Source organism: Agrobacterium sp. LEGMi-208b (assembly GCF_059511785.1).
Window position 1 is genome coordinate 341814 of sequence record NZ_JCALIC010000003.1, and the last position, 25763, is coordinate 367576.

Below are 25763 nucleotides of genomic sequence, written 5' to 3' on the forward strand. Positions count from 1 at the left end.
CCAAAGCCTGTACATTGTCACATAACCCGTCTTGCAATGTAAGCTCTATGAACGTTTATCTCCGTTCTTTTTGTGACATATGGAGTGCCTATGCCTCGCCGGATGATTTTAACGGATGCTGAGCGGCAAAATTTTCTAGCGCTGCCAACCGACGATGACACTCTGATCCGGCACTGGAGCCTTGATGACGATGATCGCCGTCTTATTGAAACTCGACGACACGATGATACCAGATTGGGATTGGCCCTTCAGCTCTGCGCACTGCGTTATCCTGGCCGTTTGATTCGGCGCGGGGAGATCATTCCACTGGCCGCTATCGCATTTCTGGCCGAGCAACTCGGAACAGAACCGGACGCACTTGCAAGTTTCGCACGAAGAGCGCCCACGCGCTATGAGCAACTGGCTGTCCTTCGCCAACATTACGGGTTCCGCGAACTGACCCAGCCATTGCGCGCCGACCTGCTTGCCTTCGCGCGCGGCGTGGCGATTGCCTCGACCAAGGACAAATACGTTGTCGCAGCCCTCGCCGATGAGATGCGCCGACGGCGTATCGTCATTCCCGGCATCACCGTGATCGAAAGGTTGGCCGGGCAGGCCTGCACCGAAGCCGAGGAGGCGCTGTTCGCCGATGTGGCGGAAAGATTGTCGCCGGACATTATCGTCAGGATGGAAGCGCTGCTACGTATAGGACCGCGCACCCGTCAGAGTGGGGTCTCCTGGTTGCGCGAACCACCCGGAAAGTCGGGGGATGCAGCCATGCGGGGATTGATCGATCGGCTTGAGACAGTGCGTCATGTCGGACTTTGCACTCATGTGCTTCAGGCGGTCCCGGCCCATCGCGTGCGCCGCATGGCGCAGGAGGGTCGCCGCCTGACGGCTCAGAATTTTGAGCAAATGCGGCCCGTCCGACGACATGCGACGCTCGTGGCTTTTCTTCTGGAAATGGAGATCGCGATGACCGATGCGGCGATCAGCATGTTCGAGGTGTTGATCGGCAAGGCTTCCCGGCAGGCCGAGGCCATCCGGGACAAGAAATTGCTGGAAAACGCCACGTCGGCAACATCCGCCCTGGATTTCTTCGTGAGTTTTGGCGAGGCAATCGCCGCCAAGCGGGAAAACGGACTTTCTCTCGATGAGGCCGTCAATGCGGTCACCAGTTGGGAACAGTTGATACAGGCGACCGCGGCGGCAAAAGCCGCATCTCGTACCCGCAAGGATGACGACCTGATCGCCTACCTTCCAGCTCAATACGTGCGCATCCGGCGCTTCGCCATCCCGTTCATGGCTGCATTTACTTTCGAGGGAAATCGGCAGAACCGCGACTTCATCAATGTCGTAATTCAAATGAGAGCGGCACGGAAAGGCCGCCAGCGATCAACGAATCCGCCGTGGGCGAAGGACGCACTCGACCTTGTAGACAAACGCTGGAGCAAGGAGATTATTACAGCGGATGGTGTAGTCAATCACAGAATGCTCGAACTCTTCATAGTCATCGAGCTGAAGAACCGGATCGCTGCCAACGAGATCTGGATCAAGGGATCTCGCACCTACCGGGCCATCGACGAGGATATGATTTCGCAGCAAACCTATGCCATCATCAAGGCCGAGGCGCGCATTCCCGTTGCCATTCCGGTCGATGTCGAAACCTATCTCGCCGAGAAAGCCGAGGCACTGGACCAAAAGTTGCGTGAGGCGGCAAACCGGCTAGAAGCCGGCAGGGGAGACACTCGTATCGGCGCGAAAGGCTTGCGGGTGCCGGCCGTTAAAACCACAGAGACCGAAGCTGCAATCGCTTTTGCGAGGCGGGTCGCGACGGCCATGCCGCCGATTAGGCTGACTGATCTGGTCGCCGATATCGACCGAATGACCGGCTTCAGCACCCTGTTCGAGCATCTTCAAACAGGACGCACACCGAGTGACATGCGTGTGTTCTATGCGGCTCTGATCGCCGAAGCCACCAATCTCGGCTTCTCGAAAATGGCGCTTGCCTGCCCTGGCATCACACGCCGCCAGTTACAGCAAATGGCAATATGGCACTTCAGGGAGGAAACCTTTACCCTGGCGCTCGCTCGACTGGTCGAGGCCCAGCATGCTGCCCCGTTCGCGTCCGTATTCGGTTCGCACACCGTTTCAACGTCTGACGGTCAGCATATCCATCTCGGTGACGGCGGTGAAGTCGCGGGCGGCGTCAACGGTCGTTACGGCACGAACCCGATCATCAAGCTCTACACTGCGATCTCTGGTCGATATGCTCCGTTCCACACAAAGATCATCGCTGCTACGGCGAGCGAGGCCGTCCATGTGCTAGACGCGCTTCTCGAAACCGACGCCGGTCTGGACATCGTCCGTCATCACGTCGATGGCGGCGGTGTTAGCGATCTCGTCTTCGCATTTTGTCATGCACTTGGCTTTGCCTTTGTGCCTCGTATTCCTGATCTCGACGGGCGATGCCTCTACGGTTTCCGCGCCGCGAAACAGTACGGCATTCTCCAGAATGTCATGGGGGACCGCATCGACGCCGATCTTATCCGAGCGCATTGGGACGACATTTTGCGCCTCATGACCTCGTTGCGTACGCGCACCGTCAGCGCATCCCTGATGTTGAAGCGATTGTCGGCGACCACAAGGCAGAGCGGTCTCGCCCAGGCATTGCGCCAGATGGGCAGGATCGAACGCACCCTGTTCACCCTCGACTGGATCAATGACGAGGAGCTACGCAAGACCACCACTGCGGAACTGAACAAAGGCGAAAGCCGCAACAGCCTCGTCCGCGCCGTCAATCTTCATCGTCTTGGCCGTTTCCGCGATCGCAGCCAGGAAAACCTGTCGATACGGGCGTCAGCCCTCAATCTGGTCGTCACCGCCATCATCCATTGGAATACGATCTACACCGGTCGTGTCGTCGATGCGCTAAAAACCGCTGGACAGGCCGTCCCAGAGCACATGCTCTCCAGTCTGTCGCCGCTTACATGGGAGCATGTGAATTTGACCGGCGATTATCTTTGGGAAGACAAGCCTGCCGTTGATGAAACTGGCTTTCGCCCATTGTCGTTCACCGTCTGATCTGCCTGCCGTATATCTGTGTCCCTTTAATGTTCAGGGGCCGATATGGCCCAGGACTTCATTGCCACTCACGGGAAAGCGGCTGCCGTCTCTGATATTCCAATCGGTGAAATTGCGTCTACCACGGAAATTGCCGAGCTCGTAGCCTTCGTCCTGCGACCGGCATCGCTCACTGGCGCCACATTGGACGTCAATTGTGGAAGTTACATCTGGTAGGAGGATGTGCGCGTAACACGTTTTTGACAGCAAGGTCTCGGTCGTCGCCGGAGCTGGTGGTGCGCTTCTCGTAATCGCGGATATGAATGAGACTGCCGCGAGGGCAGGTAGCGAGGGACCACAACGAGGGTGGGCACGCATTGCCATCGCCGTCGATATCTTCAACAAGCAGGCTTGCGTCTCCCTCATGTCGCGCTCGTTTGAGTTGAAGAAGACGATCGATACACTTCCAGAGAATGCTGGCAGGACTTGAAGGCGTGGTCGCAACACACCGTACGTAAAGCGACCGAGGGTGGAGGATACCACTAGATTATGATGACGTTTGCTCGCTAAGTCCGATCGTTCTCCTGTAGATCTTGTGAATTTATTTTCCCGTTCTGCACCGAACAACTGATCCCAGAGCGCAGTATCTGCCTGAGCGATGGAGAAAAACTTATCAGGACGCTGTGCGCGTGTTGCTCAAACCACTCGGCCGATCGGATAAAGCATATGTCGGTCGTCATAATAGAACGAGCGTTGGTAGAACCACCTCAAACGTGCAGTTGGATTAGCCGCGAAGTCGGGCTCCGCGGCGAGTTTGGATTCGAATGCGGACTTCAATTCTGGATCGGAGGCCAACATTTCTTCGGCCATCGGCGCGATAACGTAAGGCTCCATATACTCAACCTGCTCCAGCATCCCTGAGATAAAGCCTTGCGAGAAGAGTGAGTCTGCGCAAGCCGGTTCCAGCAGATGTATCAAGAGATCGCCATGTGGCTGATCCGTAGATACATAGACCGATCCGGCAGGATAACATTCATTTCGAACTTCAATCATCGAGCAATCGGCCGACAATACGGGCCGCCGCTCCGACAGCCGCGGCTCGACGACGACATCGGCAAGGCGAACCATGGCGACCTCCACTTGAACCGCTTCAGGAGAGATCTGATAATCTATGTCATGAAGCTTGAGGTGCTCCATCACTCGGATCTCGGCGACCGGAATCCAATAGCCGCGTGGCCGCTTTATCGTTATGCTAGGCGTCGAGCCATAGTGGGGCAGTTCGACCGGAGGCAACGGGTTTCCAAGCCAACGCACCTCCTCCACGCCCGACGCCGTAGACACGTAAAGTTCCGACGCAATTGGGTGAAACAACACTTTGCGCATAGGGGTTTCGGACGCGTTCCATGTGAGGACCGTTTCGCGTGTTTTGCGCGCGCAGTCCTTCCGTACCGCGGCGCGCAAGGCGGAAACTTCCTGTCCTGCCAAGCGCAGCGTCGCCTCCAGAAGGGCATATGTGCCCAGCACCCGTTGCTTTGTAGGCTTCAAAGAGTGGTTCTCGACCAGGACCGTTGCCAGGTGCCGGAGGTCGCCATAACTATGAGAGAATCGAGGGGGAAAGCTCGGTAGCATCAAGCCGATTTCAGGTCGTCGATCATCGATCGGCAAAATCAGCGGCCCTGGAAGGTGCCCCTGTTCCGTCAGGGCTGAGGCGATTGCGGGACGATAAACGGCTTCGAGCCACCTATTGATGTTCGGGGATGCGCTGTAAGGTTCGTCCTGAAAACCGAAGGTAATGTCGTACTGATAATCGAGGCCATCCGTGACGTGCAAATCGAGAAAAAGGTCGGGGTTCAATTCGTTGATCAACTGCAAAATCGCTCGTATTTCCGGCGAGTCAGCCTTCATAAAATCCCGGTTGAGATTGAGCCCCTGTGCGGAGGCACGCCAACCTTGCTCCTCAGGGCCACGCTGATTGGGCCGGCTGAACGGGGAGCGCCGCTCATGACCATCAGGACTCAGAACAGGGACGAAATACCAGTCGCAGCCTTGAAGAAGATCTTCCCTTCCCCCAAAGGCGATATCCCGTAAGAGCATCAGGCCAGCGTCCTTGCCGTCGATTTCTCCCGGATGTATGCCGCATTCAACAAAGACACGCGCGCGATCAGGCGACTTGTCATGCGTCAGGCTTGCAATTACCAAGATGAGAGGACGGCCTTCTGCTGAATGACCGTATGTTCTCTGCCGAATAATCGGTGAGGCTTCAGTCAGACGCTCAAGATAATCCAGCGTTTCTGAATATGTTGGCGTGGTAAAAAAATCATCTGCCTCAGCTGCGGTGCGCCAGGGATCATTCGCCGGTGCAATCAACGCTTCGGTCGCACCGTTCCAAGGCTGTATGGGAGGAAGCGGCGCGCGCCAGCCCGTCGAAGCAGTCATATAGCACTCCTGGCCAACGTCCTGTGGGCGACCGCCTGTCGACGTTGGCTTCTTCTCTGTGTATTGTTTGAACTAATTGCAGCTACTCGCGACAGCATCGCACGTTGGGTTGTGCTTTTGCCCCGAGAGATTGCAATCGACGATTATTTCGAAACTACAGCTGTCGCTTCAATTTCCACAAGAAAATCTGGCAAAGCGAGGGCCGCCACCCCAATGAAAGTGTTGGGCGCCGGGATCGCGTCACCGTAAAACTCGGCAATTGCGCCGAGCACCGGGCCAAGTTTATCCGGTGAGTGGTCGACAACGTAAGTGCGCAATCTTACAACATCGGCGGGTCCACATCCGGTCTCTGCCAGAACAGCTTGCAGATTCGCCAGCGCTTGGCGTGTCTGGGCCGCGAGATCACCGTTTCCGACGACTTTGCAATCCTTGTCCCAGGCTACTTGCCCCGCCAAGTGCAGAAGCCCGCCCCCATGATGCAGTGTGCCATGCGAAAATCCGAAATTGAGAGAATTATAGAGATTATCAGGGTTAATACGGGTCAGCATAGTTTTCTCCTCCACTTTCTCCAAAATATCTCGCGCTCAGGCGAACAACAACGCACGTGAGGCGATAAAGATGTTGCGCAAGTCGCAAGCTAATTTGGCTGTTCATCTTCGGCGATGGTCGCAATAGGGGTGGGGCGTACAGGCATACGGGCTTCGAAACGTTGATCGGGTGCGCCCGAGCCCATCAGGGCGCGAATCTGATGCTCACATCCGCGTCCCTGGCACCGTCCCATGCCGGCACGTGTAAGCTTCTTGATTGAGTTGATACCGACCGCCGGATAGGCCTCGATTGCGTCAGTCACAGCACCTTGGTGGATATCCTCGCATCGACACAGGATCGTGTCGGGCGATGCAAGGTGCTCCCAAACTGGCGACGGATCGGATATCGACGAAAGGAGATCGGCAAACTTGCGCAAAGAAGCGAGCCGCCGTCTGAGGGGGTGGACAAGACGCTTTGCTTCCGCATCTTCCATCACGCCAGCGGACCGAGCCACGGCAAGGCCAGCAATCTGTCCCTCAATCATCGACGATTCCGCGCCTGCGACGCCAGTAACCTCACCTGCCACAAACAGGTTGTCGACCCCGGTGAACATCCACTCGTCATGGACAATCCGCCACCCTCCTGTTTTCGGGATAGGGGTCGCCTTGGCGCCCAGTGCTCGTGGTAGGTCGCACTGCGGAAGAAACCCAAAACAGGTAGCGACGGCGTCACATTTGATCTGTTCAATCTCGTCTCTGGGGACGCCGTTGACGACCTTGACGATCGTCGCTGCTTCCACCCTATCCATGCCTTCGGCCTTACCTATAGTCTGACCAAAATGGACAGGAACGCCCGCTCGCAGCAGTCGCACCATTGCGTTGCCCGCCGCAGCCAACAATTTCAGATGCGCTATCGCGGTAACGGGTGCGCCGAGCACGCGCAGTGAACGCATTATCGGTTGTGCAAAAAGAACGGCTTCGACTCTACCTCCCGCCTTCATGATTTGGTCAGCGAGAATGATTTGCAACGGATGGGTCCCGGCAAGAACAAATCTTTTGCCAGGCACGATCTGTTGCGCCTTGACGAATGCTTGTGCAGCGCCGGCAGTGGTTACCCCTGGCAAGGTCCATCCCGGAAATGCAACCGGCATGTCGTAACAGCCAGTGGCAACCAGAAGGCGTTTCGACAGAAGATGCGCTGCACCGGATGGGCCTGCAAGTTGGAGATCGAAACCGAACGTATCGCGGTAGGCGGAATGAACCGACATTCCAGAAAGAAAATGCACCGGCAATGCCTCAGCCCGCGCCAGCTGGGCCTTGACGTTATTGTATACCCGACCGGGTAGCCAGTTCTTCACCTGGAAATGTTTCGAGGGCTGCCTCAGTATCTGGCCACCAAGCTGCTGTTGCTCGTCAATGATAGTGACGGAGAGCCCGGCCTTGATGGCAACTTCGGCAGCCGCCATTCCCGCCGGCCCCCCTCCGATGATTGCGAGATCGGTTCTGTCATTCATGACTTCGGCAGTCCTGTCGTTATGCGCTGGCCGTCGCAAGCAGGCAACAGACAGGCGCGGACCGCAATTTCTTGGACACCTTCTCCGACCCGCACCATGCATTCGCAACAAGTGCCCATATTACAATAGAGCCCTCTCGGGCGGCCACGACTATCGTTTTTGAAGGCGTTGATCCCCGCCGCGATCATGACCGTTGCCACGGTTTCTCCGCAAAACCCGTGGACAGGCTCACCGTCCACAAAGATCGTAAGAGGAGCGCCCCGCGTGACTTTTTCAAGAATCCGCATGTCACCCCATGAAACTGTTTAAATGTTCGTAGCGCGCCGGGGAGAAATATTGAAACTCCTCGGTTCTGCGACCTGAAAGAATTTCTCCCGCAAGCAACCTGGCAAAAGTGGGGCCGAGCGTGAAGGCTGATCCGCCGCCAGCAACATACACACCGGGCATCCGAGGGACTTCACCAACAATCGGCAACTGATCGGAAGATACCGCGACCGTACCTGTCCACGTCCTGATTAGATTGAGCGAAGCCACCTGAGGCACCACCGCGATTGCGGCTTTCAGATTCCCGATTACGGATTCACGTTTCGGCTCTGGTCGCTTCGAAAGGTCAAATCCGCAATCAGGCCGCCATGCGAGCTTGCCGGGCCAGCCGCCCCCTATGAGGATGTTGCCGGCCGCGGCTTGCTTCATGGACAGCCTTCGTCCGACGTGCTGTACGAGGTGCGGGATCAGTGGCGCACATCTTTCTGTTACGTTCATGCTAAGACCGAGGGGAAAGATCGGCATGTGCAAATTCAACATGGCAGCGATCTGAGCGATCCAGGCACCCGCGGCAATGACAATCTTGTCGCCCGTCACCGGTTGATCCGGATGCGGACCGCCGAGTTTCGCTTCAAATCCCCCGTTACGTTGTTCGAGTGCCAGAACCGGGCTTTGAGATAATATGGTCGCACCCGCCTCTTCTGCCGCCGCGGCAAAAGCTGGTGTAACTTTCTTCGGATCGGCATGTCCCTCGTCGGGCGCCCACAGCGCCGCAGTGACGAGCGGACCAAGGTACGGGGCGATGTCGTGCGCTTCCGCGCCGTCAATCATTTTTGTAGCCATCCCGGCCGATTCTTCCAGCCGCGCTTTGCGCTCGAGGAGCGTAACCTGTTCCGGCGTCTCAGCCACCATCAGCCCTCCGCGCATTGTTACCCCGAGAGAGCGACCCAGCAGGTCTTCAAGGCCGCGCCAGTCGTGGATCGCTTGACGATTCAGGCTGATGACATGCGAGGCTTGTTCCATGAGCGCCTCGCCTTGTTCAAGAAACCTTCGTTCCATTTGGAAGTGGAGCGAACCTGCGTTTTGTCCGGAGGCGACTGAGTTCACATCGCCGGCCTCAACAAGCAATACCGATTGTCCAGCTCGTGCGAGGTGGCAGGCTGTCGCACAGCCCACCAGCCCTCCACCGATTATCAGGACATCGGCATGATATTTCATGCCGTTCGAGCCTGCTCAAGAGGGATACAATCAAGCGACCTTAGCGTCTGGGCGATCTGCTCCGCGTCGGCCGATGAGACATCCTGGAACGGGGGACGTACGTACCCGCCGGGAAGACCTCTCGCGTTGAGCGCCGCTTTTAATATTGCCGCGCCTGATCCGAATTTCCCCGTTAACGCTGGTGTAAACCAATCGCGCATCAAAACGCGGTCTTTAGCACCGCAAGCGCGCGCCGCCTCCACGTCCCCTCGCCATAGATTGTCGTAAAAACCAGGCTGATATTGGCCAAGGACGCCACCTGCGCCCATTGTTCCATCAGCATCGTGCGCTCTTACCAACGTTATACCAAGCTCATCCATCGGCAAACCAAACACGCGGACCTGGTCCTTGAGAGCGAAGAATGTTTTGATGAAACGCGAGAGATCAGATGTCGATTGCTTTATTGCGACCACCGCATCAAGTTCCGCTAACCGGCTGAGCAGATCGAAGGACATGTCGATATTTGTCCCGGGCGGCCAGTTGTAAATGCAGATGGGAAGCCGGCTGCGCTGTGCAATGTAAGCGTAAAAGGCGAAGAGATCCTTTTCGTCGGGCAGAGCGTAAGGCGGAGGGGTGATCAGCGCGCCCTCGAAACCGCAACCCTGAGCGTATTCTATATGGGCGAGGACTTCATCTGGTGTGTAAGCGCTACATCCAGCGATGAGCGGTAACCGTCGTCCCATCTGTGCACCTGCAACCGAGAACAGCTGGTGCCGCTCTTGACCATTCAGGCTGAACCATTCGCCGGTTGTACCCCCGATAACAAGCCCATGCATACCCTCGGCATGAAGCCATTCAAGCAATAAACCAAGGCCGGTTATGTCAAGCTTGCGCTCACTATCAAAGGGCGTCGTGATGGCTGGAATATAGCCCCGCCATTGGACTCGTGCCCGTTTGTCATTCATCGTTTCTGCCTCACAGCTTTGCGTTCTGCATAGTTTAAACACTTACTTCATTTTACTCCTAGTGTGACCGTTCGGTCTATCGCATCGATTCGTTGACATCATTGCATTCAGCGCAATATAATGTAAAAAAAATCGGAGGAGCATGAATGGAGACTGCATTGCGATATTTCTATGAAGCTGCAAAGCAGGGCTCTATGCGACTGGCAAGTGAGAAACTTGGCATCGCCGTCTCCTCGATCAGCCGCCAGATCGCTCAGTTGGAGACGGAGCTAGGCGTGCCTTTAATTGAACGTGGACGCCGTTCGGTGAGACTGACAGAAGCGGGTCGGTTGGCGTTCGAGTTTCACCGCAACAATCTGGTTGAACTCGACAACTTCCAATCGCGGATCCAAAGTCTGCGGGGAGTACGTACGGGTCTAGTGCAGCTCGCAGTGGGCGAAGGCCTGCTTGGCAGCGGGTTCTTCGAGACAATAAACGGTTTTTATTCCGCTAATCGCGGTATACGAATCCAGACGCATGTTGCCGCAACGACGGAAATCGTCCGTATGGTCAAGGATGACGAGGCCCATATAGGGCTCGTGCTCCAAATCGAACCAGAACCCAAAATTCGAGTGCGAGTATCTGTAAAACAGGATTTGGTCGTGTTGGCGCATCCCACTCATCCGCTTGCCAGCCGTAAAAGTCTAACAGTTTCAGATCTGTCTGAGCACGAATTGTGTCTTCCGCCACGAGAGTTTCGCATTCGTCAGATCCTTGCAAAAACGGAAGCCGCCCACGGCATTCTTCTCGAACCGTCAATCATCACTACTTCGATCGTAATGATGCGGGAAATGGCAGCTGGGGGACACGTGGTTACCGTCCTGCCGCGCGCTCTGAGCGGGCAATCAGCACCGCAGCTAGTGGCGATACCCTTTGCCGAAAACGAAATCGATTCGACTTCTGTCCATTTAATCTCCCGATTGGGTAGGCAGCTGCACGGCGCGCCAGCTAAGCTGATGGTGACTCTTGAGGCCAAGATGCGGGGCTGGGGTGCATGATCTGCTTTGGCCAACCGAACCGCTTGGCCTGATTAGCTTGTCGACCGTCGGAATCGACTCGGAAACATCGTTTAATAAAAGAGGTAGCTCGCGCACCCCAACGATAATGAAACTGACAGAACTGCCGAAAATATCCTGCAAGCTCTTTTCTGCGGCCGCCCCATCTTCGTCCCGATCGGACAAGCGATGTTATCATGGTTCGTCGCTTTGAGAGGCGGCAAACATGTCCCTTGCGCTGACCCCATTTACGGATTTTCCCGCACGGCGGATCGTCCCCATCTCGCGACAATGACTGTGCCGACGATCGCTATTGAGCCGCCTATCAGCGTCGAGCCAGATGGTTGCTCATTAAGGAAAAGGAACGCAAGAAGCGCCGCTAACGGAGCAATCAAATAGATGAAGTTGGCGGCCACACTGGCCGGGAGACGTCCAAGCGCGTAGGTCCACGTCAGATAAGCGATCAGCGTCGGAAACAAAGTCAATCCGGCAAGTGCGATCATTGTGCCGAATGAGGCATTGATGACCTCCGCAGTGCTTGCGGGCATCCACGGCAATAAAAACAGACCAGCGAAGACGAGCGTATAGCCGGTGCTGTAGGCTGCTCCATAAATTGGCACGAGGGGTTTCTGCAGCACGAAATAGAGAGCGGATGAAAGCGATGCCATCAGGATGAAGCTCGCTCCAGACCCGAAGCTGAGGCCACCGGGTTGGCCAAGCCCGATGTAGCTTACTCCAGCAAAGCTGATCAGGCATCCGGCCCAGCCCAGAAGACTAAAACGCTCGCCAAGCATTGACCAAGCGAGAAGGGCGGTAACAATGGGGATGATGTTGGTGATGAAACTGGCTGCGCTTGCCGAGACCGTTTTCTGGCCCATATTGATAAGGACGCTGTAAAGGGTAAGGCCGAGCAAACCACATGCAGCAAAGCGCACCATGTGCGGTAATGCGGGCAATGGCTTTCGCCTCCACAGCAGCCAGCCTAGGGCGAAGGCGGCAGCGATACCAAAACGTGCGGTCGCTAAAGTAACAGGCTTTAATTCGGTAAGCGAAAAGGTAATAGCCGGAAATGCCGCCGCCCAAGAAAAGACAGATATGGCTACAGCCGCATAGGCCCAGCTAATGTGTTTTTCGGTGACCTGCGTTATCGATGGAATTGGTTTGGCTTTCGACGTACGCTTCCAGTCGGCATCCTGCGAGATGCTGGCGCTGGTATTATAATCCTCTTTCAGCATTCCAAATTTGCCTATCTTTAAACGACTGAGTTTCACTTTTTGCGTCGTGACGTATTCACCGCTGTTGGTCATACCGAGGGCTTAAGAATCCGTTGCCGCAACCGGGAACGTTTCATCAAGACACCAAACAAGATTCCTGCGGTTCTTTCATCGTGGTCGAGTGCGTTTGACACGAAACAATCTAGCCCGCTGGCAAATGCAATTGCTTCAGGAGTTTAAAATCCCCGTTTCCGTTGCCACACGCCTGTAGGCCGCTCCCGCTGTAAATCCTCCATCGATCACGAAATCCTCGCCAGTCATGAAGCTCGATGCTTCTGATGCGAGAAACAGCACGAGCTCAGCGATTTCTTCCGGTTTTCCACTGCGCTTCATAGGCGTCATTTCGATCATCGGTTCGAGATGGGGACTGGAAGCGTTCAAGCCGGTCACGACAAGCCCCGGGCAAATCGCATTCACCCGAATCCCTTTCGAAACCAGTTCCATCGCGGCGCTGCGGGTCAGACCCCGAAGGCCCCATTTGCTTGCTGTGTATGCCGGATCATAGTGCCCGGAAAAGCCGCTATTCGACGAGATGTTGATGATGGATCCACCGCCACTTTCCGCCATCAATTGATAGGCGGCCTGGATGCCAAGAAAAGCCCCCGTCAGATTGACCTGCAGAACGCGGTTCCAGGCTGTCAGGTCAGTGCTGGCAATTGTAGACCTGTTGATAATGCCGGCGTTATTGACAAGAATGTCGAGGCGACCCGACCATTCTTTGACGATATCGATTGCTCCGGCCCAACTCGTTGGATCGCACACATCGAGATAGATAAATCGCGCTTGCAAGCCCTCACCCTGGAGCGCATCCGCAAGGGATCGTCCTTCGTCGGCGAGCACATCAGCGATGATAACTGATGCTCCTTTTCGGGCAAGGAGTGTGGCCTCCGCTTCGCCCTGGCCACGCGCGCCGCCGGTGACGATCGCCGTCTTTCCCTTCAAATCCGTCATGTTTTTTAGCTCCCCGTCGCAATTGTTGTCTGACGCTGCTCGCCCAGACCTTCAATGCCGAGCGAGACGACTTGTCCCGGCGTTAGAAATACTGGCTCCGGTCTGATACCCATTCCGACCCCGGGAGGGGTTCCTGTTGCAATGATATCGCCCGGTTCAAGTGTCATAAACTGGCTGATATAGCTGACGAGATGAGCGACCCCAAAAATCATCGTGGCGGTCGTGCCTGTTTGGCGTCGCACACCGTCGACATCAAGCCAAAGGGCAAGTTTTTGAGGATCCGGCACCTCTTCCCGTGTCACAAGCCAAGGCCCGATCGGCCCGAAGGTGTCGTGGCTTTTGCCTTTGGTCCACTGACCGCCACGCTCGGATTGGAAGGCACGTTCGGAGACGTCGTTGACAACGCAATAGCCCACGACATGATTGAGCGCTTCGGCCTCGGAGACGTATTTGGCACGTTTGCCGATGACTACGCCAAGCTCGACTTCCCAATCGGTCTTGGTTGAGCCCCGGGGGATCTCGATATCATCATTTGGCCCCACGACAGCATTCGTGGCCTTCATAAACAGAATCGGCTCATCCGGAGGAGCCTTACCAGTTTCCTTGGCATGGTCGGCATAGTTCAGGCCAACACAGATGAATTTTCCCGGGCGCGCGACGCAAGCCCCGATCCGATCCACCTGAACGATCGGCAGTGAAGCAATGTCGGCCTCACGAATGTGATCCAATGAGGCGTCGGAGAGGGCATCTCCGCACAGGTCGGTGATGATGGTCGACAGATCACGAGCCTGGCCGTCACGGTCGATGATGGCGGGCTTTTCGGCGCCCGACGGTCCATGGCGAAGGAGTTTCATCAGGCGCGCCGGAAGCCGACGAGAATGCTGTCATCGACATCTGGAAGGTTGACGACGATGTTGTCCGGCGTGCGCGTGGTGAGCCACACCAGCTCCTCCGTTGTCGACATGTTCACCTCGATATGAGGCCAGTGCGGCGGTACGAAGATGAAGTCGCCTTCTTCCATATCAAGATATTCCTGCCAGTTATCACCGAAATAGATCCGCGCTTTGCCCTTCAACACGTAGCCCCCGGTCTCCGCCTCGCCGTGATGGTGAGGATAGGAGCGATATCCTGGTTCATTCGACACTTTGCCGAACCAGATTTTGGTGGCCGGCGTGTGCTGCGGTCCTACGCCCGATATGCGCACGCATCCACCGGATTGGCCGGTCCCTGTATCTTCCTGACCCTTGCGGGTAATGACGGGCATAACCTTGTTGCTCATTTTTTCCTCCTCAACAGGTTTGATCAATCGGGCACGACAGCCAGCGCTTGGATTTCGACTTTGGCGCGGTCTTCCATCAACGCAACGACCTGCACAGCCGCCATGGGCGGAAAATGTCGGCCGATAATCTCGCGGTAGGCCGCACCGATTTCCTTCATTCGGGATTTGTAGGCTTCGCGGTCTGTAAAGTACCAGGTCATCTGGATCAGGTGCTCTGGCTTCGCATTGGCGGAACTCAGAACGCTGACGATGTTGACAAGTGCCTGGCGCACCTGGTCGACGTAATCATCGGAATGGAACTCGCAATGCTCATCCCACCCGATCTGGCCGCCCACCTGAACGATGCGGCCCCGGGCGCTGATTCCGTTGGAATAACCAATGGGCTTGGCCCAGCCGTCAGGCTGAATGATTTCATGCTGCATTTTGTGCCTCCAGATATTGAAGTAGGCCCTGTCTGATATCGTCGGGCCATGGATGGGACTTATGATTTTCGAGCGAGGTGAGGACGATCCTTTGCCGTACTGTCCAGATCAATTCCCCACGGACGGATACCTCTGTCCGGAGATCCAGCGATGCGCGGCCAACGGAACAAACATGGACGGCAAAGTCGAGGACGTCGCCGTATGTGGAGGGCTTTACGAATTCGACGTTCAAGGTCACGGTCGGGAGCCCCAAGCGCCTTTCGAACATGATTTCTTTCCAGGTGACGCCAAACGAGGCGAACATCGCTTCGTTCACATCGACGAGCATCGAGAAATATGCCGGGTGATAGGCAATCCCGGTGAGGTCGCAATCGCCAAAGCGCAGGGCCTTTGATTGTCGAAATGGCATCTAATTCTCTCCTTAGTAGAAGGCAGCGGTTTTGGCCGAATGAGGGGGGTCGGATAAGCTGGATTGCAGGATCGCCGCTCCGTAATTGCGAGCGACCAAGGAATGGGCAAGCTTTACGGCTACCGCCTCGACCTCATCAGCCTCGTGGAGCGCATTGTAGAATCCCCAGGCCAGACCTTCCCGTGCGCTCATGGAACGGCCGGTAAACAGCAGCTCTGCCGCGCGGCCCTGACCGATGATGCGCGGCAGCATTCCAAAAGCGCTTGTACCCGCACCGGCGAGACCGACGTGGGTGAACCGGAAGGCGGTTTTCGCTTCAGGTGTAGCGAGCCGCATGTTGCACGCCGTGGCAAGGATCGCCTCCACCCCGGCACAGACGCCGTCAACTGCGGCTATGATCGGTTGGGGGCATTTCATCATCGCCTTGACGAGATCGCCGCTCATGCGCGTGAAGGCGATCAGGTCCGCTACAGCCAAGTCGCCTAACGGCGCGATGTTCTCGGACACGCCGCAGGCCGAGAAGAAATTGCCGCCTACACCCATCAAGACGACGGCGCGGATATCCGACGCATCGGCGAGATCGCAGAAGAGGTCACGCAGTTCGGCATACATCTCGAAGGTCACCGGAGTCTTGCGTTCTGGCCGATTGAGCCGGATCGTCGCAACACGATCGTGATCAGTCATTTCCCAGAGGAAGTGCTTGGGCCGGTAATCCTTGAACAAGCTCTGGTGTCCCGCCGTTGAAGTCGGTGTAAGGCTCATCCTGCCAACACCTCCCCGCCGGCGACCGCGATCGCCTGTCCATTGATCGATGCTGCTCCGGGGGACGCCAGCCACAGAACCGTGTCCGCGACCTCCTCCGGCTTCACCAGCCGGCCCTGCGGGTTGCCCTTCGTGAACTCCTTCAGCGCCTGTTCGGCGGTGCGCCCGGTCTTTTCGACGATGGTCTCGATCGAACGGGCAATCAGCGGCGTGTCGGTAAAGCCGGGGCACACTGCGTTGACGGTGATACCGGTTTTCGACAGTTCCAGCGCGAGTGACCGGGTCATTCCGACGACGCCATGTTTGGCGGCCACATAGGCAGAGACATAGGCATAACCGGTGAGCCCCGCTGTCGAGGCTATATTGATGATGCGGGCGCCAACGCCATAGGCCCTGAGATCCGGCAGCACAGCCTGCGTCACCAGGAAGACGCCGGTGAGATCCACCGCCATGACCCGGTTCCACATGTCGAGCGAGGTTTTCTCGAACGGCGCGCTCGGGCCTTCACCGGCATTGTTGACGAGGATGTCGACCGGACCGAATTTTTCGCGTGCTGCTTTCAAGCCGGCTTCTATGGCGGCAGGATTGGTGACGTCGAAGCCGCTGACGACATTGGCTTTATCTAAGCCAAGGGTTTCGGCCAGTGCTTGCAGCGGCTCGGCACGGCGGCCAGCCAGCGTCACGCGCGCGCCGGCTTCCACCAGCGCGGCCGCAATCGCCGCGCCAATGCCGGAGCCTGCGCCGGTGACGAGGGCGTGCCGATTTGCCAATCTGCCGGAAGCCGCGTTCATGCCGTTTTCCTACTTCGCTGCAATCGTCGGGCCGACGGCCGGAGGCGCCGCGGCGGCGGCAGCACGCGCAAGACCCGTCTCGTATTGCGACTTGGCGGAATAATATTGCTTCGGCCACGGAATGTTCGTCAGGCCGATCTTTGCCGCCTCGTGCAGCACCCAAGCGGGGTCGGCCAGATGCGGGCGGGCGACGGCGCAGAGATCGGCACGGCCGGCAGCGATGATCGAATTGGCATGATCGGCTTCGGAGATCGCTCCAACGGCAATGGTCGGGATGCCGATCTCATTGCGGATCTTGTCGGAGAAGGGCGTCTGGAAGAGGCGGCCATAGACCGGCTTCTCTTCCTTCCAGACCTGGCCGGACGAGCAGTCGATCAGATCGGCGCCGGCATCCTTGAACATTTTTGCAAATATCGCCGCATCTTCCGGTGTATTGCCGCCTTCGAACCAATCATGGCAGGAGAGGCGCACAGAGACTGGCTTGTCGGCTGGCCAGACCTCGCGGACCGCCTCGAAGACTTCCAGCGGATAGCGGGCGCGGTTTTCGTGGCTGCCACCATATTCATCGGTGCGAACGTTCGTCAGCGGTGACAGGAAGCTCGACAAAAGATAACCGTGGGCGCAGTGCAGCTCCAGCCAGTCCGCGCCGGCTTCGGCTGCATATCTCGCGGCGCGGACGTGATCGGCCTTGACCCGGTCCATGTCGGCGCGGTCCATCGCCTTCGGCACCTGGCTGTTCTTGAGATAGGGCAGCGCCGAAGCTGAAATCAACGACCATCCGCCTTCCTCGACCGGCTGGTCAATTCCCTCCCAGGCGACCTTGGTCGATCCCTTGCGGCCCGCATGACCGATCTGGATACCCACCTTGGCGGCGGAGTTCTCATGCACGAAGGTGACAAAACGCTTCCACTGTGCGGCCTGCTCGTCGTTCCACAGGCCTAGGCAGCCGGGGGTGATGCGAGCGTCCGGGGAAACGCAGGTCATTTCAGCGAAGACGAGGCCGGCGCCGCCGATCGCACGGGAGCCGAGATGGACGAGATGGAAATCGTCCATCAGCCCATCCTTGGCCGAATACATTGCCATGGGCGACATGACGATGCGGTTCGTCAGATGGGTTTCGCGCAGCGAATAGGGCGTGAACATCGGCGGCAGGGTGCGGCTGTTGCTGGTGACGTCGAGGCCGTTCTTCTCGGCGAACCATCGCTCATAACCTTCCAGCCAGACGGGATCGCGCAGGCGCAGGTTCTCATGGCTGATGCGCTGTGAACGGGTGAGCATGGAATACATGAACTGCGGCGGCTCGAGCGTGTCGGCGTAACGCTGGCCGACGACCTCGAACCATTCCATGGCATTGCGGGCCGCGTTCTGGATGCGGGCCACGTCTACGCGGCGGGTTCCCTCGTAGGCTTCGAGGACGGCCGGAATGCTTTCCTTGGTGTGCCCCAGCTTGTTGAACTGGTTAGTCAGCTCGATCGCGTCATCGATTGCAAGCTTGGTGCCGGAGCCGATCGCGAAATGGGCAGTATGGGCGGCGTCGCCCATCAGTACGACATGCGAGTTGCCGTTGAAATGGCTCCACTTGCCGCAGATCAGGCGGTTGAAGTTCAGCCAGGCGGATCCGCGCAGATGCCGCGCATTGGTCATCAGCTCGGACCCTTCGAGAACCTCCGAGAAGAGGTCCTGACAGAAGTCGATCGACTGTTGCTGGTCCATCTCGCCGAGACCGTGCTTTTCAAAGGCCTCTTCAGTTGTCTCGACGATGAAGGTCGAGGTCTTGTCGTCGAACTTGTAGATATGCGCCTGAAACCAGCCGTGATCGGTCTTGCGGAAATCGAAGGTGAAGGCGTCGAAAAGCTTGTTGGTGCCAAGCCAGATATAGCGGTTCGGGCGTACCACGAGATCGGGCTGGAAGACGTCTGGATAGCGGTTGCGGGTTTTCGAGTTGAAGCCGTCGGAGGCGATGATGAGATCCGCATCCGGATAGTCGGTATCGCCGTTGGATTCGGTCTCGAAGACCAGTTCGACGCCGAGCGCCTCACAGCGGCGCTGCAGGATATTCAGGAGCTTCTTGCGACCGATCCCGACGAACCCATGACCGGACGTGCGCTGGCGCGTACCCTTGAAGAGCAGTTCGATATCGTCCCAGTGGTTGAACGCGTCCTCGATTTCGGCAGCACTTTCCGGGTCCCAGGCCCGCATCGACACCATGGTCGCATCGGAAAAGACCACGCCCCAGCCGAATGTATCATAGGGCCGGTTTCGCTCGATCACCGAGATCGAATGCTCGGGATGAAACTTCTTCATCAAGAGCGCGAAATAAAGTCCCGCGGGGCCGCCACCAATACAGACGATTTTCATCAACATTCTCCTCCAACCGCGAACGCGACAGCTACAGCTGGCTGCAATTGCTTGAAGCTTAAAATGACTTTGCCAACGGCGACGGTCAAGTGAAATTATATGTGAAATCATATTTTTTATCTGTGTAAGACCGCGAATAAGGCCAGCATAGGGGTGCTAAAATTTTCATTTGACAATAATCGGGCGTTTAAAATATGATTTTGCATATAACAAGAAAATTGGGAGGTCATATGGCGGAGCGATCCTTTGCTAGCGAAGTCCAGGATTTGAAGCTTGGGGAAGGTAAAATCTTCCGCGGCGAGGGTATTCTTGCGATCACCAAGGCGCTGCTGCAATCAGGGGTGTCTTATGTTGGCGGCTATCAGGGCTCGCCAATCTCCCATTTGATGGATGTGTTGGCGGATGCCAAGGACATCATGGAAGAACTCGGGGTGCATTTCGAGACCTCAGCTTCCGAAGCGGCGGCGGCGGCGATGCTATCAGCCTCGGTCATGTATCCGGTGCGCGGTGCCGTCACCTGGAAATCGACGGCCGGAACCAATGTGGCATCCGACGCGCTGTCCAACCTGTCCTCTGGCGGCGTCAATGGCGGCGCACTGATCATTCTCGGCGAGGATTACGGCGAGGGTTCTTCGATCATGCAGGAGCGCAGCCATGCGTTTGCGATGAAATCGCAGATGTGGCTGCTCGATCCGCGCCCCAATCTCCCGTCCATGGTACAGGCGGTCGAGGAAGGCTTCGAGCTTTCAGAAGCCTCCAACACACCGGTCATGCTGCAGGTCCGCATCCGGGCTTGTCATATGCACGGGCAGTTCGTTGCCAAGAACAACAAGCGTCCTGCCTATACACTCAAACAGGCGCTTGAAAATCCGGTGCGCGACGTTAATCGCATTGTGCTGCCTCCGGCCAACTTTGCCCATGAAAAGGACAAGCTGGAGCGGCGCTGGCCGGCTGCTGTCAAGTACATAAAGGAGCGCAAGCTCAACGAATTCTTTGGCCCCGAAGAGGGTGAGATCGGCATCATCACGCTTGGCGGACACTATAACGGCGTCATGCGTGGACTGCAGCAGTTGGGCTTGGCCGATGTCTACGGCAATTCCTCAATCCCGATCTATGTGATGAACGTCGCCTATCCGACGATCGATGACGAGGTCGTCGATTTCTGTCTTGGCAAGAAGGCCGTGATTATGGTCGAGGAGGGGGCGCCGGAATATGTCGAGCAGACGCTTCATACACTGATGCGTCGCCAAGACATTCAGACCAAGCTGCACGGCAAGGATATCCTCCCCCTTGGTGGCGAATATACGCCTCCGGTCCTGATGAAGGGCCTGAAGACTTTCATTGAAATCTATGACCGGATGCTGCTCGGCAACCAGCCGCCCGTACCGGACTCGACGTCGATCCTCAACGACCCGAAGGTGAAAGCCTTGGCTGAAGTCGTGCCGGCGCGCCCTGCCGGGTTCTGCACGGGTTGCCCGGAGCGTCCGATCTTCGCTGCCATGAAGCTGGTCGAGAAGGAACTCGGCGAACATCATGTCTCGGCCGATATCGGCTGTCATCTTTTTTCGATCCTGCCCCCCTTCAATATCGGAGGCACGACGATGGGTTATGGTCTCGGCCCGGCATCCGCTTCCGCATTCAATGTCGAATCGGACAAGCGCTCGATCGCGGTCATGGGTGATGGCGGTTTCTGGCATAACGGTCTCGCCACGTCGGTGGGCAATGCCGTCTTCAACAAGCAGGACGGCGTCATTCTCGTCGTCGACAACTACTATTCAGCGGCGACCGGCGGCCAGGACGTCCTCTCGTCTCGCGCCATCAATCCCAACCGCAAGACGAACAATTCCATCGTCGATGCGGTGAAGGGGATCGGTGCCACCTGGGTGCGCCAGATCGACCGTACCTATGACGTCGCCAAGATGCGCGACACATTGAAGGAAGCGCTCACGACGAAGGAAAAGGGTCCTAAGATCATCGTCGCCTCTTCCGAATGCATGTTGAACAAGCAGCGCCGCATCAAGCCGCAATTCGCCAAAGCGGTGAAGGACGGCCAGCGCATGGTAAAGGAGCGCTTCGGCGTGGACGAGGATGTCTGCACCGGCGATCATGCCTGCATCCGGCTTTCCGGCTGTCCATCTTTGTCGGTCAAACACACGGACGATCCGCTGAAGGACGATCCGGTCGCGGCGATCGACAATAGCTGTGTCGGCTGCGGCAATTGCGGCGAGGTTTCGGAGGCGGCAGTGCTGTGTCCGTCCTTCTATCGTGCCGATGTCATCCACAATCCGACTGGCTGGGACAAGTTCATGTCTAACCTGCGCACCAAGGTGATCGGCTGGCTGCAGACCCGTCGAGCGGCTGGCCGCATCGTGTTTGCGGATTGAGGGGTTGAGATGTATGAAATGGTGAACCCTAAATCTCTGCTCGCGGCTGACAAACCACTGACGATCGCGATCCTTGCAATGGGTGGCCAAGGCGGGGGCGTCCTGGCGGACTGGATCGTTGGCCTTGCCGAGGATCAGGGCTGGATGGCACAGTCGACGTCCGTGCCGGGTGTTGCCCAGCGAACCGGTGCAACCATCTATTATATCGAAATGCTGCCAGCACGCGGCGATCATGGCCCAATCTTCTCGCTTATGCCAACGCCCGGCGACGTCGATGTCGTGCTTGCCTCAGAACTGATGGAAGCTGGCCGATCGGTGTTGCGCGGCCTCGTCACACCGGACAGGACGACGCTGATTGCGTCGACACACCGATCTTTCGCCGTCGGGGAAAAGGAAAAGCCAGGTAACGGCATTGGTGATCCGACCGTGGTTGTAGGCGCTACGGATTTTGCCGCCAAACGTACGATCGCATTCGACATGGATACGTTGGCGCTGAAAAACGGCAGCGTGATTTCCTCGTCCATGTTCGGCGCCCTAGCTGCGGCTGATGTCTTGCCATTTCCAAAAGAGGCGTTCGAAGCGACCATCCGCGGTGGCGGCAAGGGCGTCGATGCCAGCTTGCGCGCTTTCAACGCTGCCTACGAGCGCACAAAGGCCAAGCCGCGCGACGAAATTTCCGCTTCGCCGCCGAAGCATTTCGACGTGTTGCCCGAAACTGCCGGACACGCAAAACTTGATCGGCTGGTCCATCGTCTTCGCGCTGAGTTCCCTGAAGGTGCCTGGCCGCTTCTTTTCGCTGGCGTGAAGAAGCTGACGGATTTCCAGGATCCGGCTTATGCCGGAGAGTATCTCGACCGCATCGGCAAGCTCCATGCACTCGACCACGCCCATGGCGGTGAGGAGCGAGACTTTGCCTTCACCGTCCAGTCTGCGAAATATGTCGCGGTCGCCATGGCCTATGACGATGTCATTCGCGTCGCCGACCTTAAGACGCGGGGCTCCCGATTTGACCGGGTTCGCAAGGAAGTCGGCGTGAAACCGAACCAGATTCTCTATATGACCGAGTACATGCATCCGCGCATGGAGGAAATCTGCGGAACAATGCCGAAGAGGCTTGGACTATTCGTCGAGAAGCGGCCCAAGCTCTTTGCCTGGCTCGACCGGCGCATCAACAAAGGGCGGCGGGTGCAGACTGGTAGGCTCGGGTGGTTTTTGATGCTTTATCTGCTGGCCGCCCTTCGCCACATGCGCAGAAGCACGCTTCGGCATGCCGAGGAGGCCGAGCATCGAGAGGCTTGGCTCAAGGCTGCGACCGCGCTTCTGCCAGGGAACTACGACCTTGCCGTCGAAGTCATCAATAACCGCCGCCTCGTCAAGGGATATTCGGATACTCACGCGAGGGGGCTGTCAAAATTCGACCGGGTAATGTCGGCCCTGGATATGCTCTCAGATCGCGACGACGGCGCTGTTTGGATGAAGCGGCTGCGCCAGGCAGCACTTCTTGACGAGGATGGAATTGCGCTCGATGGAGCTCTGAAGACTGTGGCGACGCTTTGAAGCCCGGCGGGTTTTGAGCTCCAAAAAGCAACCAACGACAATGAACAAAAAGTGACGGCGCTGTTCAGTGCACGCCGTCCACAGCACGAAACTTGAAGCTGTCTAAGAGGAACGACAACCTGCGTGGGAGGGGCACCGTATTATGAGACCATTTGATCCGCCAACTGTCAAAGTACCATCGGAAATATCGACACGAAAGAGCATGCTCGTCGTTGCGCTCTGCTGGTTTGCCATCTTCGCCGAAGGTTATGATGTCGGCGTCCTTGGAGCCATTCTTCCGGCGCTGGCCACAGATCCGGATTGGAAACTAACGCCTCTCGAACTTGGCGCCATGGGGAGCTATACAGTTATCGGCATGCTCCTCGGCGGCATCATCGTCGGAACGATGAGTGAGCTCTATGGGCGCAAGCCGATGTTCATCGGCTGCCTGAGTTTGTTCGCCGGCTGCATGATCATATCGTCTATGGCTCCGACCCCGTTGTGGTTCGGTGCCAGCCGCTTCGTGGCGGGCCTAGGGCTTGGAGGCATCATTCCTGTCGCAGCGGCTCTCACTGTTGAATACTCGAAGCCACACCGCAGGAGCTTCAATTATGGTCTGATGTATTCCGGTTATTCTGTCGGCATTCTCGTCGCCGCATTATGCAGCCGGGCACTGATCGCAGAGCATGGGTGGAGACTGATCGTGTTGATTGGCGCTGCGCCTTTGCTGATTGTGCCGATTTTCATTCTCCTACTGCCGGAATCGCTCGAATCTTTGGTGCTTCGCGGCAAATGGAATGCTGCTGCTAAAACAGCCAAGCGGATGCGCATAGCGTTGCCTGCTCCTGTTGTCCACCACACAAAAGCGCCTGGCTGGACTACGGTTATTGGTTCGATTTTTGCTCCGCAGAAGGCTTTCGAGACTATTTGCTTTTGGTGCGCGCTCTTCTTGGGACTCCTCCTTGTCTACGCACTGGCACAGTGGTTGCCGCAGATCATGCGCAAATCAGGTTACGAGCTTGGCGATAGCTTGCTTTTCCTCGCCGTGTTCAGTTTCAGTTCTGCAATTGGCGGAATCGTGCTGGGAACCTGGGCTGACAGGTTTGGCGTGATCAGGACCGTCGCCCTCTCTTATTTGTTGGGAGCTTTGGGCATCGCCGCGCTTGCACTCAAGGGGCCGATTCTCATAAACTATCTGTTCGTCGGCATAGCGGGTTTCGGCACGGTTTCCGCGTCTTTGATCCTAACTGGGTTTCTCGCGCAGCGACTTGACTCTTCAATTCGTTCGGCCGGAACAGGGTTTGCTCTCAGCTTTTCGCGTCTTGGAGCACTGACCGGTCCTTTGGTTGGTGGTTGGATCGCCAGCACCGAGCTCACGCCCGAATGGAATTTTTACGTATTTGCTGCTGTGGCGGCATTGGCAGCGGTCGCCACTATTCTAATCCCATCTCGCTCCCGGACGTGAATTGAGCGTTCCGTCACATCGTTCTCTATCATCAAAATTAGTGGAGGCAGAGTGCGTATAGGTGCTCTAAAGGAACTATGGTCAGGCGAGGCGCGCGTGGCGATGACGCCTGATTCTGCCCAAGCGCTGCAGAAGCTCAGGCATGAATGCCTTGTGGAAACGGGTCCCGGGCTTGGGGCCGATCTTTCGGACGAGGCCTATCGCGGCGCCGGCGTCACGGTGGTCGATAGTGCCGATGCGGTGTTTGCCGCCGCCGACGTGATCGTCAAGGTTCGGCCGCCGATGGCGGCCGAGACCGAGAAGCTCGCTACCCGCTCCAGCTACCTTTCCAACAAGAACAACGACGTCCAACAAGCACTGATTTTAAAGCGTTTTTTGCCTCGCGCGCGGGGGGGCGATGGTCGCGGTTGATACGTTCATGATGGTAGCTCTCCAAAACAAGAAGAGCGGCCGAACGGCGCCTCGCACCGGCAGTAGCACCGGCATGTTATGGTATAGCATTATACCTAAATATTTTCAAATTTAGGGAAAATAACAGCTTAAGATAGTATTTTTTGTGGAGGAATAGCGAAGGTTCTTTCCTGTCCTTTGTTTGATCACTGGCAAGCAATGCGGTGTGGGATTCATCCGAGCGACGTCTGACGGACGCCGCGAAAAAACCCCAGTCGAAAAACTTCCCTTTTGACTCATGTATTTAGGACGACTCAGGTGAGCGGCCCGAATATATGCATTCACAAATTGTATAATCTGTGATTTTCTCCCTTTTGCGCGCAAAATACCATTTCTAAGTGTCTTGCCTGAGTTTGTAATCTCTCAACACGGAGGAATACCATGGCTCGCGTAAAGTTTATGTCGCTCACCCACATTGCTTTTGCCTTAGCCACATCGATGGCTCTGGCTACCCCGTCAGCAGCAGAGACGACTAGTTCCCCAAAATCCTCGACCGCTGACAAGCCCACCCAATGGCAGAAGAATGAGTTCCTTTCGACATTGGACGAGCAAAAAGAATACGCCTTCCTCGACGTGAATGACCAATTTCTCATCAAATCAGTCCCACAGGATAATATGACGACGGTGCGACTAGCGGTGCTAGATGGAACGCGCTCAGAATATGCCTCCTGCGGAACGACAGGGAAAAAATGGGAAAAGGGAC

The 25763-nt window shown here is 56.8% G+C and carries 22 protein-coding genes; 7 read left to right on the forward strand and 15 right to left on the reverse strand.

Going from position 1 to position 25763, the window contains the following annotated elements:
• The first annotated feature begins 90 nt into the window (after window positions 1–90).
• On the forward strand, window positions 91–3063 hold the full coding sequence (locus AC5YUO_RS27055; RefSeq protein ID WP_496156831.1) for a Tn3 family transposase: 2973 nt from the start codon (window positions 91–93) through the stop codon (window positions 3061–3063).
• Window positions 3064–3738: 675 nt separating this feature from the next.
• Here AC5YUO_RS27055 and AC5YUO_RS27060 read toward each other — a convergent pair.
• From AC5YUO_RS27060 to AC5YUO_RS27085, 6 genes are all read right to left on the reverse strand, one after another.
• Complete coding sequence (locus AC5YUO_RS27060; protein ID WP_496156832.1) at window positions 3739–5478, reverse strand: M14 family metallopeptidase; 1740 nt, start codon at window positions 5476–5478, stop codon at window positions 3739–3741.
• Window positions 5479–5621: 143 nt separating this feature from the next.
• Entirely contained in the window at window positions 5622–6026 is a 405-nt protein-coding gene (locus tag AC5YUO_RS27065) for a RidA family protein (RefSeq protein ID WP_496156833.1), read from the reverse strand.
• 89 nt (window positions 6027–6115) lie between these two features.
• Window positions 6116–7519, reverse strand: coding sequence for an FAD/NAD(P)-dependent oxidoreductase (locus tag AC5YUO_RS27070; protein ID WP_496156834.1), 1404 nt, complete (start codon window positions 7517–7519; stop codon window positions 6116–6118).
• The gene (locus tag AC5YUO_RS27075; RefSeq protein ID WP_496156835.1) at window positions 7516–7806 is read right to left on the reverse strand and encodes a (2Fe-2S)-binding protein; all 291 of its coding nucleotides are present in this window, start codon (window positions 7804–7806) and stop codon (window positions 7516–7518) included. The genes AC5YUO_RS27070 and AC5YUO_RS27075 overlap by 4 nt, the downstream gene beginning before the upstream one ends.
• Before the next feature lies 1 nt (window position 7807).
• On the reverse strand, window positions 7808–9001 hold the full coding sequence (locus tag AC5YUO_RS27080) for an NAD(P)/FAD-dependent oxidoreductase (RefSeq protein WP_496156836.1): 1194 nt from the start codon (window positions 8999–9001) through the stop codon (window positions 7808–7810).
• Window positions 8998–9945: a dihydrodipicolinate synthase family protein gene (locus AC5YUO_RS27085; protein WP_496156837.1), complete on the reverse strand. Its 948-nt coding sequence runs from the start codon at window positions 9943–9945 to the stop codon at window positions 8998–9000. The genes AC5YUO_RS27080 and AC5YUO_RS27085 overlap by 4 nt, the downstream gene beginning before the upstream one ends.
• Window positions 9946–10091: 146 nt before the next feature.
• Here AC5YUO_RS27085 and AC5YUO_RS27090 point away from each other — a divergent pair, with 146 nt between their 5' ends.
• Window positions 10092–10982 carry a LysR family transcriptional regulator gene (locus AC5YUO_RS27090; protein ID WP_496156838.1) on the forward strand — a complete coding sequence of 297 codons (891 nt, stop codon included), beginning with the start codon at window positions 10092–10094 and terminating at the stop codon, window positions 10980–10982.
• A gap of 245 nt (window positions 10983–11227) precedes the next feature.
• Here the strand turns inward: AC5YUO_RS27090 and AC5YUO_RS27095 are convergent, their stop codons facing one another.
• The 9 genes from AC5YUO_RS27095 to AC5YUO_RS27135 form a co-directional block, all read right to left on the reverse strand.
• On the reverse strand, window positions 11228–12286 hold the full coding sequence (locus tag AC5YUO_RS27095; RefSeq protein WP_496156839.1) for a DMT family transporter: 1059 nt from the start codon (window positions 12284–12286) through the stop codon (window positions 11228–11230).
• Window positions 12287–12421: 135 nt separating this feature from the next.
• Window positions 12422–13204 (reverse strand): SDR family NAD(P)-dependent oxidoreductase, encoded by a 783-nt coding sequence (locus tag AC5YUO_RS27100; protein WP_496156840.1) that lies wholly within the window; start codon window positions 13202–13204, stop codon window positions 12422–12424.
• 5 nt (window positions 13205–13209) lie between these two features.
• A complete protein-coding gene (locus AC5YUO_RS27105; RefSeq protein WP_496156841.1) occupies window positions 13210–14058 on the reverse strand; it encodes a fumarylacetoacetate hydrolase family protein in 849 nt (282 codons plus the stop codon).
• Window positions 14058–14483: a cupin domain-containing protein gene (locus AC5YUO_RS27110; RefSeq protein WP_496156842.1), complete on the reverse strand. Its 426-nt coding sequence runs from the start codon at window positions 14481–14483 to the stop codon at window positions 14058–14060. The genes AC5YUO_RS27105 and AC5YUO_RS27110 overlap by 1 nt, the downstream gene beginning before the upstream one ends.
• Window positions 14484–14506: 23 nt before the next feature.
• Window positions 14507–14905 carry a RidA family protein gene (locus AC5YUO_RS27115; RefSeq protein WP_496156843.1) on the reverse strand — a complete coding sequence of 133 codons (399 nt, stop codon included), beginning with the start codon at window positions 14903–14905 and terminating at the stop codon, window positions 14507–14509.
• Window positions 14895–15314, reverse strand: a complete 420-nt coding sequence (locus tag AC5YUO_RS27120; protein ID WP_496156844.1) for an acyl-CoA thioesterase — start codon at window positions 15312–15314, stop codon at window positions 14895–14897. Before AC5YUO_RS27120 ends, AC5YUO_RS27115 begins: the two co-directional genes overlap by 11 nt.
• A 12-nt stretch (window positions 15315–15326) precedes the next feature.
• Window positions 15327–16037 (reverse strand): enoyl-CoA hydratase-related protein, encoded by a 711-nt coding sequence (locus tag AC5YUO_RS27125; RefSeq protein WP_496156845.1) that lies wholly within the window; start codon window positions 16035–16037, stop codon window positions 15327–15329.
• A 35-nt stretch (window positions 16038–16072) separates the two neighbouring features.
• Window positions 16073–16867: an SDR family NAD(P)-dependent oxidoreductase gene (locus tag AC5YUO_RS27130; RefSeq protein ID WP_496156846.1), complete on the reverse strand. Its 795-nt coding sequence runs from the start codon at window positions 16865–16867 to the stop codon at window positions 16073–16075.
• A 9-nt stretch (window positions 16868–16876) separates the two neighbouring features.
• Window positions 16877–19225: a bifunctional salicylyl-CoA 5-hydroxylase/oxidoreductase gene (locus tag AC5YUO_RS27135; RefSeq protein WP_496156847.1), complete on the reverse strand. Its 2349-nt coding sequence runs from the start codon at window positions 19223–19225 to the stop codon at window positions 16877–16879.
• Window positions 19226–19455: 230 nt separating this feature from the next.
• On the opposite strand from AC5YUO_RS27135, the gene AC5YUO_RS27140 reads away from it, so the two are divergent.
• The 5 genes from AC5YUO_RS27140 to AC5YUO_RS27160 all read left to right on the forward strand — a co-directional run.
• A complete protein-coding gene (locus tag AC5YUO_RS27140; protein WP_496156848.1) occupies window positions 19456–21609 on the forward strand; it encodes a thiamine pyrophosphate-dependent enzyme in 2154 nt (717 codons plus the stop codon).
• Between the two features lie 9 nt (window positions 21610–21618).
• Window positions 21619–23166 carry an indolepyruvate oxidoreductase subunit beta family protein gene (locus tag AC5YUO_RS27145; RefSeq protein WP_496156849.1) on the forward strand — a complete coding sequence of 516 codons (1548 nt, stop codon included), beginning with the start codon at window positions 21619–21621 and terminating at the stop codon, window positions 23164–23166.
• Between the two features lie 142 nt (window positions 23167–23308).
• Window positions 23309–24610 (forward strand): MFS transporter, encoded by a 1302-nt coding sequence (locus tag AC5YUO_RS27150; RefSeq protein WP_496156850.1) that lies wholly within the window; start codon window positions 23309–23311, stop codon window positions 24608–24610.
• A 51-nt stretch (window positions 24611–24661) separates the two neighbouring features.
• On the forward strand, window positions 24662–25021 hold the full coding sequence (locus AC5YUO_RS27155; protein ID WP_496156851.1) for a hypothetical protein: 360 nt from the start codon (window positions 24662–24664) through the stop codon (window positions 25019–25021).
• 420 nt (window positions 25022–25441) lie between these two features.
• The coding region (locus AC5YUO_RS27160; RefSeq protein ID WP_496156852.1) for a hypothetical protein at window positions 25442–25763 on the forward strand (322 nt) is incomplete at its 3' end.

Bases quoted from the DNA above. Each gene is read 5' to 3' on its own strand.
- AC5YUO_RS27055 (WP_496156831.1), top strand. From the start codon at position 91: ATGCCTCGCCGGATGATTTTAACGGATGCTGAGCGGCAAAATTTTCTA.
- AC5YUO_RS27060 (WP_496156832.1), bottom strand. From the start codon at position 5,478: ATGACTGCTTCGACGGGCTGGCGCGCGCCGCTTCCTCCCATACAGCCT.
- AC5YUO_RS27065 (WP_496156833.1), bottom strand. From the start codon at position 6,026: ATGCTGACCCGTATTAACCCTGATAATCTCTATAATTCTCTCAATTTC.
- AC5YUO_RS27070 (WP_496156834.1), bottom strand. From the start codon at position 7,519: ATGAATGACAGAACCGATCTCGCAATCATCGGAGGGGGGCCGGCGGGA.
- AC5YUO_RS27075 (WP_496156835.1), bottom strand. From the start codon at position 7,806: ATGCGGATTCTTGAAAAAGTCACGCGGGGCGCTCCTCTTACGATCTTT.
- AC5YUO_RS27080 (WP_496156836.1), bottom strand. From the start codon at position 9,001: ATGAAATATCATGCCGATGTCCTGATAATCGGTGGAGGGCTGGTGGGC.
- AC5YUO_RS27085 (WP_496156837.1), bottom strand. From the start codon at position 9,945: ATGAATGACAAACGGGCACGAGTCCAATGGCGGGGCTATATTCCAGCC.
- AC5YUO_RS27090 (WP_496156838.1), top strand. From the start codon at position 10,092: ATGGAGACTGCATTGCGATATTTCTATGAAGCTGCAAAGCAGGGCTCT.
- AC5YUO_RS27095 (WP_496156839.1), bottom strand. From the start codon at position 12,286: ATGACCAACAGCGGTGAATACGTCACGACGCAAAAAGTGAAACTCAGT.
- AC5YUO_RS27100 (WP_496156840.1), bottom strand. From the start codon at position 13,204: ATGACGGATTTGAAGGGAAAGACGGCGATCGTCACCGGCGGCGCGCGT.
- AC5YUO_RS27105 (WP_496156841.1), bottom strand. From the start codon at position 14,058: ATGAAACTCCTTCGCCATGGACCGTCGGGCGCCGAAAAGCCCGCCATC.
- AC5YUO_RS27110 (WP_496156842.1), bottom strand. From the start codon at position 14,483: ATGAGCAACAAGGTTATGCCCGTCATTACCCGCAAGGGTCAGGAAGAT.
- AC5YUO_RS27115 (WP_496156843.1), bottom strand. From the start codon at position 14,905: ATGCAGCATGAAATCATTCAGCCTGACGGCTGGGCCAAGCCCATTGGT.
- AC5YUO_RS27120 (WP_496156844.1), bottom strand. From the start codon at position 15,314: ATGCCATTTCGACAATCAAAGGCCCTGCGCTTTGGCGATTGCGACCTC.
- AC5YUO_RS27130 (WP_496156846.1), bottom strand. From the start codon at position 16,867: ATGAACGCGGCTTCCGGCAGATTGGCAAATCGGCACGCCCTCGTCACC.
- AC5YUO_RS27135 (WP_496156847.1), bottom strand. From the start codon at position 19,225: ATGAAAATCGTCTGTATTGGTGGCGGCCCCGCGGGACTTTATTTCGCG.
- AC5YUO_RS27140 (WP_496156848.1), top strand. From the start codon at position 19,456: ATGGCGGAGCGATCCTTTGCTAGCGAAGTCCAGGATTTGAAGCTTGGG.
- AC5YUO_RS27145 (WP_496156849.1), top strand. From the start codon at position 21,619: ATGTATGAAATGGTGAACCCTAAATCTCTGCTCGCGGCTGACAAACCA.
- AC5YUO_RS27150 (WP_496156850.1), top strand. From the start codon at position 23,309: ATGAGACCATTTGATCCGCCAACTGTCAAAGTACCATCGGAAATATCG.